General features: G+C 74.0%; 10 protein-coding genes and 1 pseudogene. 9 read left to right on the top strand and 2 right to left on the bottom strand.

Features of this window, described 5'->3' with window-relative positions:
• Position 1: 1 nt before the first annotated feature.
• The 5 genes from C593_RS0102780 to C593_RS0102760 all read left to right on the top strand — a co-directional run bounded on the left by C593_RS0102780 (position 2) and on the right by C593_RS0102760 (position 8,679).
• Positions 2-1,726, top strand: coding sequence for a carbamoyltransferase C-terminal domain-containing protein (locus tag C593_RS0102780; RefSeq protein WP_018845789.1), 1,725 nt, complete (start codon positions 2-4; stop codon positions 1,724-1,726).
• A complete protein-coding gene (locus C593_RS0102775) occupies positions 1,723-3,477 on the top strand; it encodes a condensation domain-containing protein (protein ID WP_018845788.1) in 1,755 nt (584 codons plus the stop codon). Before C593_RS0102780 ends, C593_RS0102775 begins: the two co-directional genes overlap by 4 nt.
• 140 nt (positions 3,478-3,617) lie before the next feature.
• Positions 3,618-5,147 carry an AMP-binding protein gene (locus C593_RS0102770; RefSeq protein WP_018845787.1) on the top strand — a complete coding sequence of 510 codons (1,530 nt, stop codon included), beginning with the start codon at positions 3,618-3,620 and terminating at the stop codon, positions 5,145-5,147.
• On the top strand, positions 5,144-6,838 hold the full coding sequence (locus tag C593_RS0102765) for an ABC transporter ATP-binding protein (protein ID WP_018845786.1): 1,695 nt from the start codon (positions 5,144-5,146) through the stop codon (positions 6,836-6,838). The genes C593_RS0102770 and C593_RS0102765 overlap by 4 nt, the downstream gene beginning before the upstream one ends.
• The gene (locus C593_RS0102760; protein ID WP_018845785.1) at positions 6,835-8,679 is read left to right on the top strand and encodes an ABC transporter ATP-binding protein; all 1,845 of its coding nucleotides are present in this window, start codon (positions 6,835-6,837) and stop codon (positions 8,677-8,679) included. The genes C593_RS0102765 and C593_RS0102760 overlap by 4 nt, the downstream gene beginning before the upstream one ends.
• Before the next feature lie 107 nt (positions 8,680-8,786).
• Here the strand turns inward: C593_RS0102760 and C593_RS0102755 are convergent.
• Positions 8,787-9,187: pseudogene (locus C593_RS0102755) on the bottom strand (transposase); the annotation flags it as partial.
• Positions 9,188-9,772: 585 nt separating this feature from the next.
• Positions 9,773-10,063, bottom strand: coding sequence for a hypothetical protein (locus C593_RS0102750; RefSeq protein WP_018845783.1), 291 nt, complete (start codon positions 10,061-10,063; stop codon positions 9,773-9,775).
• A 289-nt stretch (positions 10,064-10,352) separates the two neighbouring features.
• Here C593_RS0102750 and C593_RS0102745 point away from each other — a divergent pair, with 289 nt between their 5' ends.
• The 4 genes from C593_RS0102745 to C593_RS33540 all read left to right on the top strand — a co-directional run bounded on the left by C593_RS0102745 (position 10,353) and on the right by C593_RS33540 (position 16,964).
• Positions 10,353-11,105 (top strand): HalD/BesD family halogenase, encoded by a 753-nt coding sequence (locus C593_RS0102745; RefSeq protein WP_018845782.1) that lies wholly within the window; start codon positions 10,353-10,355, stop codon positions 11,103-11,105.
• 282 nt (positions 11,106-11,387) lie between these two features.
• Positions 11,388-11,963 carry an isochorismatase family protein gene (locus C593_RS0102740; protein ID WP_018845781.1) on the top strand — a complete coding sequence of 192 codons (576 nt, stop codon included), beginning with the start codon at positions 11,388-11,390 and terminating at the stop codon, positions 11,961-11,963.
• Entirely contained in the window at positions 11,960-14,389 is a 2,430-nt protein-coding gene (locus C593_RS0102735; RefSeq protein WP_018845780.1) for a M20/M25/M40 family metallo-hydrolase, read from the top strand. The genes C593_RS0102740 and C593_RS0102735 overlap by 4 nt, the downstream gene beginning before the upstream one ends.
• Before the next feature lie 7 nt (positions 14,390-14,396).
• Positions 14,397-16,964, top strand: coding sequence for an ATP-binding cassette domain-containing protein (locus C593_RS33540; RefSeq protein ID WP_018845779.1), 2,568 nt, complete (start codon positions 14,397-14,399; stop codon positions 16,962-16,964).
• The last annotated feature ends 18 nt before the right edge of the window (positions 16,965-16,982 follow it).

Below are 16,982 nucleotides of genomic sequence, written 5' to 3'. Positions count from 1 at the left end.
CATGCGTGTGCTCGGAGTCAACGGCTGGCCCGGGGCCAGCCACGACGGTGCTGCCTGCCTCGTCGTGGACGGAGACGTCATAGCCCTGGCCGAGGAGGAACGTTTCACCCGCGACAAGCACGCCTACGGGCAGGCGCCCCTCCACGCCGCGGCCCACTGCCTCGCCGAGGGCGGTCTCACCCTGGACGACATCGACGTCGTCGCTCATGGGTGGGACCTCCCTACCCTCTTCGGGGACCGCGGGCTCGACTGGTTCGCCGACGACGCCGAGGCGCTGGAACACCTGCTGCCCAAGGCGCTGTTCCCCCGCTCCCGCGACCCCCGGCTGACCTTCGTCAACCACCACCTCGCCCACGCCGCCAGCGCCTACCTCCTCTCCGGGCGCGACCGGGGCGCCGTTCTCGTCCTGGACGGCCAGGGCGAGAACGAGAGCACCACGCTCGCCGTCGGCGTCGACGGCAGGATCAAGACCCTGCGGTCGCACACACCGGGCTGGTCGCTGGGGTACTTCTACGCCGCCGTCTGCGAGTACGCCGGGCTCGGCACCGATGCCGCGGGCAAGATGATGGGCCTCGCCTCGTACGGCACGCCCCAGGACCTCACCTTCGGCGGTGCCCTCGGCTTCACCGACGAGGACTTCACGGTCGGCGTGGTGCCCCCAGGTCTGCGCTCCACCGGTGGCACCGACGAGGAGGACGCCACCGTCCGGCACTGGGCGGCGCACCTGGAGAAGACCCTCCAGCAGGCCCCGAACCGCTCCCGGCGCCGCTTCGACCCGCGCACCGGGCGCTACGCACGCGTCACCGACCACGATCCCTTCGACTACCGCGACCTCGCCGCCACCGCCCAGGCCGCCCTCGAACGCGCGGTCATGGCGCTGGTGCGGGGGCTGCTCCGGGAGACCGGCGAGACCACGCTCCTGGTCGCGGGCGGCGTCGGCTTCAACGCCACCCTCAACGGCAAGCTCATGCGCATGCCCGAGGTCGAGGACCTCTTCGTCCAGCCCCTCGCGGGCGACCAGGGCGTCTCGCTCGGCGCGGCGGTCTGGGTCGCCGCCGAGGGAGGCGACCGGATCAAGCCGATGAACGGCTCCGTCGCCTGGGGACCCCAGTGGACCCCGGATCGGATACGCCACGTTCTCGACGCCTCGGGCGCCGCCTACACCGAGCCCGGGGACATCGCCGCCGCGACCGCCGGAGTGCTGGCGCGAGGAGGCGTCGCCGGATGGTTCCAGGGCCGCGCCGAGGGCGGCCCCCGCGCGCTCGGCCACCGCAGCATGGTCGCCGTGCCTGCCCCCGAGTCCACCCGCGACCACGTCAACATCCGGATCAAGGACCGCGAGGCGTGGCGCCCCTTCGCCCCCAGCATGCAGGAGGAGGCGGCCGAGTCCCTGATCGGTACCTCCGTCCCGCTCCCGTACATGATCGTCACCACCCCGGTCACCGACGCGGGCGCCGAGGCCATGCCCGCCGTGGTCCACCGCGATCGGACCACCCGGCCGCAGACCGTCTCGGCCGCCGTCGACCCGCTCTACCACCGGCTCATCGGCACGGTCGGCGAGCACACCGGCACCCCGGTCGTCCTCAACACCTCGTTCAACGGCCGCGACGAACCGGTCGTGTGCAGCCCGCAGGACGCGCTCGCCACCTTCCACCGCGTCCCGCTGGACGCCCTGGCGCTCGGGCCGTTCCTGCTGCGCCGCTCCACCGGGGGAGCGGGCGCGTGACCGCCCCGTACCGCGAGGAGACCCCCGTGAGCGGCCCCCGGGAGTCCGCGCTCCCCGTCGCCCCCGCGCCCGGCACGGCGGAGACCGGCCCCGGCTCGCCGTCGCCCGAGGAGATCCGCGCCAAGGTCGTGAAGTGGATCGCGGAAGCGATGCTCACCCCCGACGCGGACCCGGCCGCCCCGCTGCGCGACCTCGGAGTGGACTCCCTCGACCTCATCCGCACCGCCCGCCGTGTCGAGGCCGTCTTCGGCGTGCGGCTGCAACTGCGCGAGCTGTTCGGCCCGGAGACGACCACGGAGCGGCTGGCCGCGCTGATCTCCGAACGGGCTGCCCGGCGCGGCGCCCCCGAGTCGGTCCCGCCCGGTGCCGAGCACGGCCCGGTCGTGCTCACCCCGCCCCAGGAGCAGGCGTGGGAGGAGCAGACCGGCGACCGGGGCCACTGGAGCCAGACCCTGCTCTTCACCACCCGGCCCGGCGTCGTCCCGGACGCCTTCGAGGAGGCATTACGCCGCCTGGTCGCCGGGCACGCCTCCCTGCGCCTGGCCGTCGAGGCGCCCCCGGCCAAGCGGCCCCGGCAGCGCGCGGTCGCCGTCCCGGTCGACGGTCCCCCCGCCGACGCCCTCGCCGGAATACTGGACACCGTCGACCTTTCCGCGCTCGACGACGCGGAACTGTCGGCCGAGGTCACCCGGCGCTGCGCCGCCGAACAGGGCGCCCTCGATCCCGGCACCGGGCGGGTGGCCCGCTTCATCCGGTTCGACGCGGGCCCGGACCGGCCCGGCCGTCTGCTCGTGGCCGTCCACCAGCTGGCGATCGACATGGTGTCCTGGTCCGTCCTCCTCGAAGACCTCCAGGAGCTGTACGAGGCGCTCGCCGCGGGCCGCCGGGACGTGTGGTGCGCCGAGGGCACCTCCTACCCGGAGTGGGCCCGCGCTCTCGCGGATCACGCCCGGACACCCGAGGCGGAGGCCGAGGCGGAGTGGTGGGCGGAGGTTGTCCGCGCCCCCGCGGGCATCCCGCTCGACCACGACGTCCCCGATCCCCGCGCCGCGAACACCGCCGCCACCGCCGTCACCCACCGCGAGGAGCTGCCCGAGGAGCTGACCGGCCGGCTCCACGCGGCCGCCCGCGTCCACCGCGCCCACCCCGGCGACCTCGTCCTGCACGCCTTGGGCGAGGCGCTGTCCGGCTGGCTCGACGAGCCGACCGTCCGTGTCGACATCCTGCGGCACGGGCGTGAGGAGAGAGTGGGCGACAGCCATCTGGCCCGTACGACCGGCTGGTTCACCACCACCGTCCCGGTCCTGCTCGACCTCGCCACCGGTACCCCGACCAGGCGGCTCGCCCGGACCGTCGGCCATCTCGCGGCGATGCCCGGCGGGGGAGTGGGACACGGCGCGCTCAGCCGCCACGGCCGCCCCCGGATCGCGGCCGCGCTGCGCTCCGCCCCGCCCAGCGACATCTCCTTCGACTTCGAGGGCGACGACGCGGACGCGCTGCCGCTCGGCGGGCTCCTGACGGACGTGGCGCTCGAGCCGGCCGGGGAGATCACCGCCCCGCACTGGGTGCGTCCCCACCTCATCGAGGTGATTGCCACCACCGACGACGGGGCGCTCCGCGTCGAGTGGTGGTACTCAACGGCTCTGCACGACGAGACGACCGTGCGCCTGCTCGCCGCCCGCCACCGGACGGCCCTGCTCGCCCTTCTCACGGCATGCGAGGCCAACGGCCCGGCGCTCGGAACCATCTGACGGGGCACCTGCGACGCGCCCGCTTACACGGGGGCTGACGGTTCGCGGCCGACGGCACCCGCTCACACGGGGGCCGACAGTTCGCCGCCGACCGCACCCCGACCTCTACCCCACGGACGGATCAAGTGAAGACGCCTGCCATGACCCTGCCCAGCGTGCTCGACCCCTTCTTCGCCCTCGCCCGTGCACAGCCCGACCGGCCCGCCGTCGTCGACAACGGAGTCACCGTGGCGTACGGCCGGCTGGCCGGCTGGGCGGAGGCAGTGGCCGAACTGGTCGCCACCCGCGCCCCGGGGCCGCGCCCGCCCGTGGGCATCATGGTCCACCACAGCGTCCGCGACATCGCCGCCGTCCTCGGTGTCCTCGCGGCCGGGCGCGCCTTCGTTCCCGTGGTCGAGGGCCCCGAGGGCCACCTCGACGAGGCGCTGCGCGCCCTCCGCTGCGAGGAGCTGGTCGCCATCGCCGACAGCGGGCGGCTGCCGGCCGTGCCGCGCGTCCTGCGCCCCAACTGGAGCCGGCCTCGTCCCCTGTCACGGCAGACCGGGGAACCCGTTCGGGCCGAGGACCCCGCCTATGTGCTGTTCACCTCGGGCTCCACCGGGGCGCCCAAGGCCGCCGCGGTCCCGCACGGCGCACTGCACGCCGTCCTTCCCCACCTGATCGAACGGTACGGCGCCGGTCCGGCCACGGTCGCCCTCAACTTCCACCGGGCCGACGGCGACACCTGCCTGGAGGAGATCCTGCCCACCCTGCTCTCGGGCGGGCTCGTCATCCTCGACGAGGAGGCCGAGACCGACCTCGACCGGGTCCTCACCGACCACGAGGTCACGCTGGTCAACCTGCCCGTCGACTACTGGCACATCTACAACGGCCACTTGCTGGAGACAGGCCGCAAACTCCCCGACCGCGTCCAGACCGTTGTCGTCGGCGGGGAGGGCGTCCGCCCGGACATGCTGGAACGCTGGGACCGGCTCGGTGCCGGTTACGTCCGGCTGCTCAACACCTACGGCTCGACCGAGACCGCCCTCGTCACCCACACCGCCGTCCTCGCGGGGCCCGACACCGCGGGCCCGTTCCCCGAGGGCGTGCCGATCGGCCGCCCGCTGCCGTCCGTGCGCCAGGCCGTCGTACCCCGTCCGGACACGCCCGACGGTCCCGGTGAACTGTGGGTGGCCGGACCGCAGCTCGCCACCGGCTACCTCGACGACCCCGAACGCACCGCCGCCTGCTTCACGGAGGCCGACCTCGGCGACGGCCCGGCCCGCTGGTACCGCACCGGCGACCTCGTCCACGAGGCCACCGACGGCAGCCTCGTCTTCCACGGCCGCCTCGACCACCAGGTCAAGATCCGCAGCCACCGGGTGGACCTGTTGGACGTCGAGGAGGCACTCGGGCGGCTCCCCGGCGTGACGGCGGTGGCCGCCGCCCCGCATGCCAAGGGCGAACACACGGTGCTGGTCGCCTTCGTGGTCCTGGGGGCGGACACCACGTCCGCCGCAGACTCCGACGAAAACGCCGAAGCCACTGCCACCGCAGACGAGTTGCGGGAGCGGCTGCGATCCGTTCTCCCCGAACACTGCGTACCCGACCGGATCATCGCGGTCCCGGCGCTCGCCCACACCCGCACCGGCAAGGTCGACCGCACAGCCACCCGGGAACGGTACCTGTGACGAACCGGCTCTTCGACCCCTCGGTCGCCCCGGCCGCCGTACCCGAGGTGAACGTCCGGGGCCCCTGGTCCTTCCTCTGGTGCCTGGTCCGGGCCCGCCCCTGGCCGCTGGTGCTCAGCGCGCTGCTCGGCACGGCCTGGATGGTGCCGCTCGCCCTGACCCCGCTGGTCGTCGGACAGGCCATTGACGGGGCCGGACAGGGCGGTGGCGCGGGTGACGTGGTGCTGTGGGCCCTGGTGGCGCTCGGCCTCGGCGTCGTCCAGGCCCTCGCCGGCGCGGGCCTGATCCAGGCCGCCGTCGGCGCCGAGGCGCACGCCGTGTCGTACAGCCATCGAGTGCTGATGCGGCAGGTCGTCCGGCTCGGCGCCACTCTGCGCGGCAAGGCCCGCTCCGGGGACGTGGCCGCTTCGGCCGCCGCCGACGTCGAGAGTATCGGCCAGGCGTTCGAGGTCGTCGGCCGTACGGTCGGGGCGGTGATCGCCGCCGCCCTCGTGACCGTCGCGCTCACGGTCACCTCCCCGCTGCTCGGCCTCGCCGTCCTCATCGGCGTGCCCGCCGCCGTACTCGGCATCGGCCCGCTGCTCCGCCCGCTCCAGGCCCGCGACGAGGCTCAGCGTGAGCAGATGGGCATCGCAACCTCCCAGGCGGGGGACATCGTCGCGGGCCTGCGCATCCTGCGCGGCATCGGCGGGGAGGCACGCTTCGCCGAGCGCTTCCGCCGCACCAGCCAACAGGTGCGCAGGGCAGGCGAGTCGGCCGGACGAATGGAGGCATGGCTCCAGGCGGCGGGCGTTCTGCTGCCGGGCCTCGTCACCGTGGGAATCGTCTGGTTCGGCGCCCACCTCGCCCTCAACGGCGCCATCACCGCCGGTGAACTCATCGCGTTCTACGGTGCTTCGGCCTTCCTCACCCTGCCCGTCAGCACCGCGACCGAGGCTGCCGAGACGGTGAGCCTCGCCCGGGTCGCCGCGGGCCGCATCTGCACCCTGCTGTGCCTGGAGCCCGACACCGTCGCGCCCCCGCACCCCGAGCCGCTGCCCCCAGGCCCGCTCTCCCTCACCGATCCGGAGACCGGCATCACCGCCCGGGCCGGGCGGCTGACCGTGGTCGTGGCGCCCGCCGACCGGACCGGGGACCTCGCTGACCGCCTCACCCGGCCCGTACGGTCGGACGGCGTTCCGCCCGTCCTGCTCGGCGGCGTACCGCTCGACCGTGTGGACCTCGCCGAACTGCGTTCCGGAGCGCTGCGTTCCGGCCCCGCCGACCCGCTGTTCACCGGCACCGTACGGGAGGAGCTGACCGCCGCGGCCCCCGCACCTTCCTCGGAGGCGCTGGAACGGGCGCTGTGGGCCGCCGACGCCACCGACGTGGTCGACGCGCTGCCCGGCGGGCTCGACGCCCAGCTGGACGAGGGAGGCCGGACGCTGTCCGGAGGTCAGCGCCAACGCCTGGTCCTGGCACGCGCGTTGCTCGCGTCTCCCGACGCGCTGGTCCTGGAGGACCCCACCGCCTCCGTAGACGCCCTCACCGAGGCCCGGGTGGCGGAGCGGGTCGCCGCCCTCCGCACGGGTCGGACCACCCTCGTGTTCAGCGACAGTCCGCTGTGGCGCGGCGTCGCCGACCACGAGATCCGCCTGAACGCGGGCCCCGCCCCCGCACGCCCTGACCGCCCCGCAGGAGAGCCCTCGTGACGACCACTCCCACCCGAGCGGGCGCCGGGCCCGACCCCGCCGAAGCGGTCACGGCCCCCGGGCGGCTGCCGCTGGCCGGCCGGACCGATGTACGGGCCTGGGGCGGCGCCTTCCTGCGCCGCGAGGCCCGCCGACTAGCCCTCACCTTCGGTCTGTTCGTCGCCGCGCTGCTCGCCGGGCTGGTCGGCCCCCGGCTGCTCGGCCAGCTGGTCGAGTCCGTGAAGGACGGCACCAGCACCGGCCGCGTCGACCTGTTCGCCCTGATCTTCCTCGGCGTCCTGGCCGGTCACGCGCTGCTCGCCCGCGCGGCTCGCACCCAGGCCACCCTGCTCGGGGAACGCGTCCTGGCCGCCACCCGTGAGCACTTCGTCCGCCGGGTCCTCGGGCTGCCGCTCGCCCAGGTCGAGAGCGTCGGCACCGGCGACCTCCTCAGCCGCGCCACGACCGACGCCGACCGGCTCAACGAGAGCATTCGGCAGGCCGTGCCACGGATCGCGCTCGCGGCGGTGACCCTGGTGTTCACCGTCGCCGCGATCGTGCTGACCTCGCCGCTGCTCTCGCTCGCGCTGCTGGCGGGGCTGCCGTTCGCTGTGCTGTCGACGTGGTGGTACCGGCCGCGCGCGACCCGGGCGTACGAGCGGCTGCTGGCCCAGGAGGCCGATGTCCTGGCCGTGGTGCACGAGACCGCGCGGGGCGCCGCGACCGTCGAGTCCCTCGGGCTCGGGACGCGGCAGCGCGCCCGGCACGGCCGGGCCGTCGACGCCGTGGTCCGCACGCGGCAGCGCACCACCTGGCTGCAGACCGTCTGGTTCCCCAGCCTGGACCTCGCCACCACTGTCCCGATGGCGCTGACGCTGCTGATCGGCGGCCTCGCCTACCAGCGGGGCGCGGTGGGCCTGGCCGAGGTCACCGCGGTGGTCCTCTACGTACAGGCCCTCGGTGAACCCCTCGACGACCTGCTGACCTGGACCGACGAACTCCAGATCGGCAACGCGGCGTTGCGCCGCATCCTGGGCGTGGACCTGCTGCCGAACGAGGAGAAACGCCCGCCCGCGCCCACCGAGGGCCACGCGATCCGCCTCGAAGGGGTCGGCTTCGGGTACGGGCCGGACCGGGCGGTCCTGACCGGAATCGACCTCGACATCGCGCCCGGTGAACGCCTCGTCGTGGTGGGCGCGTCGGGCGCGGGCAAGTCCACACTCGGCAAGCTGCTGGCCGGTGTGCACCACCCGGACCGGGGAACAGTGCGGATCGGCGGCGTCGAGGTGTCCGCCCTGCCGGTCGAGCAGCTGCGCCGCGAGATCGTGCTGGTGACGCAGGAGCAGCACGTCTTCAGCGGCACGTTGCGGGACAACCTCACCCTGACCGGCCGGGGAGAGGAGCCGGAAGCGGAGGACAGGCCGCTGTGGGAGGCGCTGGAGACGGTCCTCCTCGCGGACTGGGCACGGACGCTGCCCGACGGCCTGGACAGCGAGATCGGACCGGGCGCCGCCCCGGTCCCCCCGTCCGCCGCCCAGCAGCTCGCGCTGGCCCGTCTGCTGATCTGCGACCCGCACACCCTGGTTCTCGACGAGGCCACCGCTCTGCTGGACTCCACCGCGTCGCGCCGGGTAGAACGCTCGCTCGCGGCCCTGATCGAGGGCCGGACGGTGATCTCGATCGTGCACCGCCTGGACTCCGTCCGGGACGCCGACCGCATCGCGGTCATGGATCACGGCCGCATCGTCGAACTCGGCAGCCACGACAAACTCCTCGCGGCGCAGGGAGCGTACGCCTCCCTCTGGCACTCCTGGGAGTCCGCCCGCAGCAACGAACCCCCGGCGAAGGGCCTCCCGGGCTGAGGGGCACCGGCGCGTGCGAATGGCTGACCGTAGGGCGTGTCCGCCGCACCCTGCGTAGGTCGAGGGCCAGGACCCCTCCGCGATGAGCGCCGCGTGCTCGGTGAGGTGATCAAGTGGATCTTCGAGCCCTTCTTGCGCCGGTCTACAGGATTCGGACCTGTCAGGTCCCCCCTTTCAGGGCCCGCATGTTCACCGAGTCGATCGCGCAGCGGGACCAGTCCAGGTCTCCGCGCGAACCCAGCTCGTCGAGGATGAGGCGGTGCAACTTTGCCCAGACCCGGGCGGCACTCCACTCGGTGAACCGCCGGTGCGTCGTCGGACCCGAAGGGCCGAAGACCGGCGGCAACTGCCGCCAGGTGCAGCCTGTCGTGGCCACGAAGATGATCGCGGCCAGCACCTCGCGATCCCCGTACCGGCGTCGACCGCCGCCCTGCGGCCGTGATGGGGCAGGTGGGACCATCCGTTGGAACAGCTCCCACAACCCGTCCGGAACCATGCGCTCAACCATCACCACAGAGTGCAGACTCCCCAGCACGCCAAATGAGACGACGTCTTAGTCCGCTGGGAGCATCGGGTCGCTCACGATCGTGTGAGACGGTTCCGGCGGGCTAGTAGTGCTTTGTTGGCTGGTCGTGTCACTTTGAGTGTGTGGTAGTCGGGAGCGGTTCCCTGTTCGGTCACGCGCTCAGCGTAGGCAACACGAACGGCGACCGGTGCGCGGACGTGATGGTGGGCGTCCACGTCGAGGCCGCCAGCTACCGGAGTACGTGGGCCCCGCCACTCAGGTGCGCGGCTCGGCCGGCTGGACCCAGGAACCGCCTGGATGCCCAGAGCCGCGGAATCGTGTGACTTGTTCGGCACCAGCGCTCAGCTGCTCGACTTGAACAGGGACGGTCGCGTGGAGAGCTTCGTCGGTATCGGGCGGCGAGAACAACGGCATAGTGCGCATCACACTCGGCTCCGCGTCCGGTCCGGTCGCGGGAGGGGCGACGGGCGTCAGCGGCACCGGTGCCGGGCTGGGGACCCGTTACCCAGAGGTTGAGATGAGTGTGGACTTTCGGGCGCTTGTCGCACGTTCGCGCCCGGGGGCGCGTCAGCGGCGCTGGAGCAGGGTTGTCTCGCCCAGGGCGCAGGACGTGAGGACCGTCGTGCTGCGGGCGTGGGTGCGGGCGCGGCGGAGGAGGGTGAGGCGTTCAGGGCGGGGGACGCCGCGTTCGCCGGCGCGCAGGAGGCAGAGGACGGTCCGCAATCCGCTGAGCTGCGCGCGGAGGAGGGCGTCGGCCGGGTCGCCGTTCGCGGTTGTCAGGTCGTCCACGAGGGCTTGGACCCGGTGCCGTGCGTCCCGTGCGGTGTCGGCGTTCGCCGGCTCCAGAGGTTCGGTCATCTCGGTCTCTCCTGTGGGCGATGAGGGGGCGGTGCGGGGTGTCGCGGGGGCGGACGGGGCGGTCCTGCCGCGAGCATGGCCCGTGACGGGGGCCCGGCGCCAGGCGGTCCGGCGGCAATTCACCGGCAGTTGCGGCAGTGGCACGGCAGAACCCGCGCGCACCGGCAGAGCCGCACCGTGTTGCTGCCCGTCCTCGTTGTCGGCCGGATTCCGCGCTGCCTACGTTCCCCTCCGACCCGCCCGACCGGACTCCGGTGAACGGGCTTCGGCGTTGAATTAGGGAGAACCCATGTCGTTCGACGAGATCGCCCCGGCGCGCATCGAGAAGGAGCTCGCGAACCACTTCGCCGCCACCTTCGACGACGACGCCCTGCGCCGGCTCTCGCAGAGCTTCCGGCGCAACGGCTACGTGAAGCTGCCGAACTTCGTGTCCCAGGACCTGTTCCAGACGGTCACGAAGGAGTGCCACCGCCTGCTCGACCTCCACCAGCAGCGCATCGACATCCACCTCAAGGAGACCAGCAACTCCCCGCGCTACATGAGCACGGTGAGCCAGAAGGCGATCGAGACGGACAGCGAGCTGGTCCGGACCGTCTACAACTCCGAGGCGATGATGGGCACCCTGTCCCGTATCGCGGCCGAGCCGGTGCTCCCCTGCCCGTGGGACGAGGAGAAGTACGTCCTCATCCGCCAGCACAAGCAGGGCGACACCCACGGCTGGCACTGGGGTGACTTCAGCTTCACCGTCATCTGGATCATCGAGGCGCCCGAGGCGGAGTTCGGCGGCCAGCTGCAGGCCATCCCGCACACCGACTGGAACAAGGACGACCCGCGCGTCCACGAGTACCTCGCGCAGCACCCGATCAGCACCTACCCGCACGCGACCGGCGAGATGTACTTCCTGCGTTCGGACACCACGCTGCACCGCACCATCCCGCTCAACGCCGACCGCACGCGGATCATCCTGAACACCTGCTGGGGCAGCGAGAAGGACCAGGCCAAGCAGGCGACCCACGAGACCATGCAGGCCATGTTCACCTGATGCGCCCGGCCGGTGCGCAAGCCACGGTGCGGCGTTCCCCCTGCGCCGTGACCGTGGTGGCGGCCACGCCCGCGTGACCCCCGTGACGGTCACGCTCGCCGTGACCCCCGTGACGGCCACGGCCGCCGTGAGCGCCGTGGCACTGCCGGCCACTTCCCCGTGAAGCACGGACGCCGGGCCGGACCGGGCCCGCGTGTGCCCGCCTGACGGCGCGCGGACGCAGGAACCGGCCGGCCCGCCGAACCCCCCCCAACGACCAACTGATGTAAGGAGAGCAGCCGTATGACGACGGCGCTTGTCCTCGTGGACCTCCAGGTCGGCCTGCTGGCCGGCGAGAACGCCGTGCCCGACGCGGACGCCCTGCTGGACCGCCTGCGCCCGCTCGCCGAGAAGGCGCGCGCCCTGGGCGTCCCGGTCGTCCACGTCCAGGACGACGACCTCGGGGACACGGACTCCGCGGAGTGGCAGATCGATCCCCGCCTCGGCGTGGCGGACGGGGACCTGAAGGTCCGCAAGGCGGAGTGCGACTCCTTCCACGAGACCGACCTGGACGAGGTCCTCCGCTCGCGCGGCGTCCGTCACCTCGTGGTCGCCGGTCTCGTGACCGAACTCTGCATCGACTCGACCTGCCGCAAGGCCGTGACCCTCGGCTACGACGTGACCCTGGTCTCGGACGGGCACTCGACGCCCGCGACGAACCTGCCGGTCGAGGCGATCATCGACCACCACCACCGGATCCTCGACGGGTACGGCGTCTACATCAAGCGCCGGCCCTACGAGATCCGCCTCCAGTCCGCGGCCGAGGTCGACTTCGTCGCTCCCGAGGAGCCCGAACTCCAGGGCACGGCCTCGGCATGACCACGACGGCCTCTGCACCCGTCGGCCTCCTCGACGCACCGTCGAACGGGTCCGCGGCCGACCGGGACGCGGTGACCGCACGGCGCCGCCGGCCGCCGGCGGCCGTGGTCGCGGCGCTCCTGCTCGCGCTGCTCGGCACCCTCGCCGTACTGGCGTCCCAGCCCCCGCCCGCGCGCGGACAGGACGCTCCCGCCGGTGAGTTCTCCGCGGCCAGGGCGACCGAGCACCTCCGGGAGATCGCGCGCCGGCCGCATCCGGTCGGCAGCGCGGAACACGCCCGGGTGAGGGAGTACCTCGTCCGGACGGCCCGGGGCCTGGGGGCAGAGGTCTCCGTTCAGTCCGGCCCGGTCGCACAGCCCGGCATGGGGAGCCCGTTCCCCTCGGCGACCGTGCACAACGTCGTCGCCCGGCTGCCCGGCCGGGGCGGCGGCGCGGGGCCGGAGCCCGGTGCGCTGCTCTTCGTCGCGCACTACGACTCCGTTCCCAACGGACCCGGCGCCGCGGACAACGGTGCGGCCGTCGCCGCGATGCTGGAGACCCTGCGCGCCGTCCAGGCGTCCGGCGGGGTCCGGGGCGACCTCGTCCTCCTCTTCACCGACGGCGAGGAACTCGGCGCCCTCGGAGCCGAGTTGTTCGTCCGTGAGCAGGGGCTCGACGACTACGCGGCGGTCTTCAACTGGGAGGCGCGCGGCAGCGGCGGCCCGCTGACAATGTTCGAGACCGGTGAGGGGAACCTGCCGCTGGTCGACGCCTTCGCCGAGGCCAACCCGCGTCCGGTCGCCACCTCGCTGGCGTACGAGATCTACAAGCGGCTGCCCAACGACAGCGACTTCACGGTCTTCCGGGACGAGGCCGCCGGGCTGAACTCCGCCTTCATCGAGGGGTTCCACGACTACCACTCGCGCTCCGACACGGTGGACTCCCTCGACCCGGACAGCCTCCAGCACCACGGCGAGACGATGCTGGGCCTGGCCCGGGTGCTGGACGGTGCGCCGGCGGAGCGGCTGCGCGGCGAGGACGGCGCGAACGGGGTCTACTTCGACCTGTTCGCGCGGCTGCTGGTGCGCTATCCCGTCGCCTGGGCGGCCCCGCTGGCCGGGGGCACCCTGGTGCTGCTCGCCGGGGTGCTAGCGCTGGGCGTCCGCCGGCGCGCGCTGCGCCCCACGAGGGTGGCGGCCGCGGCGGGCGCCGGGCTCGGCGCCCTGCTCGCGGCCGGCGCGGCGGTGCACGGGCTGTGGACCCTGGCGCTGCTGACGGCGCCGGACCTGGCGGCCCTGCCGCTGGCCGAACCGTACAACCGGGGCTGGTTCGCCGCCTCGTTCGGCGTGGCCGTGGGCGCGGTGCTGCTGGGCACGGCCCGGCTACTGCGCCGGCTGCGGCCGGCCGAGAGCGCGGCGGGGACCCTGCTGACCGCCGGTGTGCTGCTGGCCGCGCTGACCGTGACCCTGCCGGGCGCCGGGTATCTGGTGCAGTGGCCGCTGCTGGCCGCGCTGCCCGCGCTCTGGTGGACGGTCCGCCGTGCCGCGGCGGGCGGCTCCCCGGAGGCGGGCGGGGCCCGGACCCAGTGGACCGGGGTACTGCTGTGGTCCGCCGGGCCCGCGGTCGCCGTGGTGCTCTTCCTGCCCCTCGCCGCCATGCTGCTGACCGCCCTGGGTGTGCCGCTGGCCTCGGTGGCCGCGGTGTTCGTGACCGCGGGGCTGGTGACGGCGCTGCCGCTGCTCGCCCGCCTGCCGGCCACCGGCGCGGGGGCCGCCGGTGCCGCCGCGCTCGCCCTGGTGCTGCTGGGCGGCGCCGTCTCCGGGCACGGGTACGGCGCGGAGCGGCCCCGGCCGAACTCGCTGCTGTACGTGCGGGACGCGGCGGAGGACCGGAACCTGTGGTTCAGCGCCGATCCCGCGCCCGACGCCTGGACGCGGCGGGCGCTGGGCGGCGACCCCGGGCGGGAGGCCGTGAGCGACTACTTCCCGCCCCGGGGGGACGAGCCGGCCATGGTGGCCGACGCCCCGGCGCTCGACGTCCCCCTCCCGGAGGTCACGGTGCGCGGCGACGCCACCCGGGGAGACGTCCGGACCGTCCGCTTCACCGTCGAGTCGCAGCGCCCCGCCTGGCGCATCCAGGTCCGGCTGCCGCGCGCCCCGCTGAACGCCTGCACGGTGGGGGAGACCCGGCTGGACCGCGCCCTCCTGGCGGAGCAGACCGCCGGTGCCGAGGACGTCGTCCTGCACCACTACGGCGCCCGCTCGGTCGAGGTGACCTGCGAGGTCACGGCGGGGACCCGGCTGCGGGTGGACGCCGCGGACTACACCCTCGGCCTCACCCCGCAGGTGCGCGAGCTGGTGGGGCCGCGACCGCGGGACACCGTGCCGGTGGGATTCGGATTCCTGCCGGAGGACTCCGTCATCGCCCGTACGACGGAAGAGATCTGAGGACGTCATGAAGCACACATCACGCGAGGTCGCGATCGAGGTCCGCAACCTGACCCGGGTCTTCCCGGCGGGGGGGTCGGACCAGGTCGTCAAGGCCAACGACGACCTGACCTTCAGCATCCCCCGCGGCCAGGTGTTCGGTCTGCTGGGCGCGAACGGCGCGGGCAAGACCACGCTCGTCTCGCAGCTCCTGGGGCTGATGCGGCCGACGTCGGGACAGATCCTCGTCGAGGGCATCGACGCGGTCGCGCACCCGGACGAGGTCAAGGCGATGACCGGCTTCCTGCCGCAGACCGGTTTGTCGATGCGGCTGGTGGAGGTGCGCCGGGCGCTGCACTACACCGGCCGGCTGCGCGGACAGCCGGAGGCGGACGCCCGCCGCCAGACCGCGGAACTCATCGACGAGCTGGGGCTCGGCGAGGTGCGCGACCGCTATGTCGACCAGCTCAGCGGCGGGATGACCCGGCTGGTGAACTTCGGCATGGCCCTGATGGGCAGGCCCAAGCTGCTGGTGCTCGACGAACCGACGAACGAGCTGGACCCGCACAACCGGCGCCGCGTCTGGGAGATGGTGGCCCGGCGCAGTGCGGAGGACGGCACCACGGTCGTGCTCGTCACCCACAACATGCTGGAGGCGGAGTCCGCCGTCGACCAGGTCGCGGTCATGGACGGCGGGCGTATCACGGCGATGGGCACGCCCGCCAGCCTCAAGGAGGCGCTCGGCGACCGGGTCCGGCTGGAGCTGTCCGTCCGCGGCGCCGGGGAGCTGGCCCGCCACGAGCGGGAACTCCTCGCCGGGGTGGGGGAGGTGGGCGCGGGCAAGCGGGACGGCAGCTACCTCGTGCAGACGGACTCGGCGCGGATGCCGGAGCTGATGCGCCTGGTGCACGACGAGTTGGGCATGGACCGCGTCGCCGACTTCCGGCTGACCCGGCCGACGCTGGAGGACGTCTACCTCACGCTGGACGGCCGCGGTGCCGCGGCAGCCGCGCGGGGCACGGCGGGCACCGGGACGGGCGCCGTGCCGGGCGCGGGCCCGGCGGGGGCCGCCCGCCCGGCCGTCGCGCCGGTGGCGTCGGCGAGCGGGATGGGTGCCGCGGCCGGTGGGTCCGTGCCGGAGGCGGCCGGTCCCGTGCCCGCCGCCGTGGATCCCGCGGGGCCCGGACCCCTGTCCGTCGCGCCGGTCGCACCGGCGAGCGCGGGTGGGCCGGGTACCGGGTCGGGCGGCTCCGCGCCCGCGGTGTCCGCCGGTACGGCGGTGGCGGCGGACCCGGCCGGGACCGCGCCCGCGAGCGCGGCGGGCGTGGGCCCGGTGGGGGCGGAGGCCCCGTCCGTACTCGCGGCGGCGACCGCACCCGGGAGTATGCCGGGCTCCGCGCAGACGGGTGCGGCGGCGAATCCGTCCGCGGCGGGGGCCGCCCGCCCGGCCGCCGCGCCGGTGGCGTCCGCGAGCGGGATGGGCGTCGCGGCCGGTGGTTCCGTGCCGGAGGCGGCCGGTCCCGTGCCTGCTGCCGCGGGCCCGGCCGGGCCCGGCCGCCCCGCCGTCGCCCCGGCCGCGAGCGTGGCCCGGGACTACCGCAGGGCGGTGGCCGCCGACGCGGCGGGTGGCCCGGTGGCAACGAGCACCCCGGCCGCGAGCACCCCGGCCACGACCGGCACGGCCGCGCCCGCCCCGGCCATGAGCACCCCGGTCGCCACCGGCGCGGCCGGCGCCGCGCCCGTGGCGTTGCTCGTGCGCGAGGGCACCCCGGTGCCGGACGCGGGCGGGGACGCGGGCCCGGTGGCGCGTGCCGGCGCCGCGCCGGCCCGGCGCGGGGCGGGGGAGCGTCTGCGGCGTATGGGGACCGACCTGAAGTACCTCTGGCTGGAGCAGATGCTGGAGGTCCGCAGCACCTGGTCCTGGGTCCTGATGTTCGGCCTGCTGATGCCGGCCGCCATGGTGTTCGGTCTGACCCGGATCGGCAACGGGCTCTCGGACGAGGAGAGTCTGCTCTTCATCGTCAGCGGCGCGGCCGTCTTCTCGGTCGCCAACGAGGGCATCGGCACCCTGGCGCAGCGGATCGGCGTGCTGCGGCAGGACGGGATGATGGTCTACTACGCCTCACTGCCCATCAGCCGGATCTCCTTCCTCGCCGCCATGGTGTTCTCCCGGCTGCTGCTGATCATGCCGGGCCTGATCACCCCGATGATCACGGCGAAGCTGATGTACGACACGGACTTCGTCATCTCCCCGGCCCTGCTCCTCGTCCTCCCGCTGGCCTGTCTGGCGTTGTCCGCGATCGGGCTGGCCATCGGCACGCTGGTGCGGAGCATGGACCTGCTGCTGGTGATCGTCAATCTGATGATCTTCGTCCTGCTGCTCGTCGCGCCGGTGCTCATCCCGATCGAGTCCCTCCCCGTGCCGCTCCAGGTCTTCGGCTACCTGCTGCCGCCGACCTACGCGGCGGAGGCCCTGCGGCTCGCCCTCGTCGGGGACCTCGGCTCCGCGTTCCTGCTCAACATCGCCGTGCTGACGGCGATGACGGCCGCCGGACTGGCCGGCGCGAGCCGCTGGATCCGCTGGCGCACCGCCTGACCGGGCGGACGGCGCCGG

The organism is Streptomyces sp. CNT372 (genome assembly GCF_000377145.1).
This window is presented reverse-complemented; position numbering and strand designations above follow the sequence as displayed.

Excerpts from the sequence above, each read along its gene's own strand:
- C593_RS0102750 (WP_018845783.1), bottom strand. The coding sequence starts at position 10,063 with ATGACCGAACCTCTGGAGCCGGCGAACGCCGACACCGCACGGGACGCA.
- C593_RS0102780 (WP_018845789.1), top strand. The coding sequence starts at position 2 with ATGCGTGTGCTCGGAGTCAACGGCTGGCCCGGGGCCAGCCACGACGGT.
- C593_RS33540 (WP_018845779.1), top strand. The coding sequence starts at position 14,397 with ATGAAGCACACATCACGCGAGGTCGCGATCGAGGTCCGCAACCTGACC.
- C593_RS0102735 (WP_018845780.1), top strand. The coding sequence starts at position 11,960 with ATGACCACGACGGCCTCTGCACCCGTCGGCCTCCTCGACGCACCGTCG.
- C593_RS0102770 (WP_018845787.1), top strand. The coding sequence starts at position 3,618 with ATGACCCTGCCCAGCGTGCTCGACCCCTTCTTCGCCCTCGCCCGTGCA.
- C593_RS0102740 (WP_018845781.1), top strand. The coding sequence starts at position 11,388 with ATGACGACGGCGCTTGTCCTCGTGGACCTCCAGGTCGGCCTGCTGGCC.
- C593_RS0102745 (WP_018845782.1), top strand. The coding sequence starts at position 10,353 with ATGTCGTTCGACGAGATCGCCCCGGCGCGCATCGAGAAGGAGCTCGCG.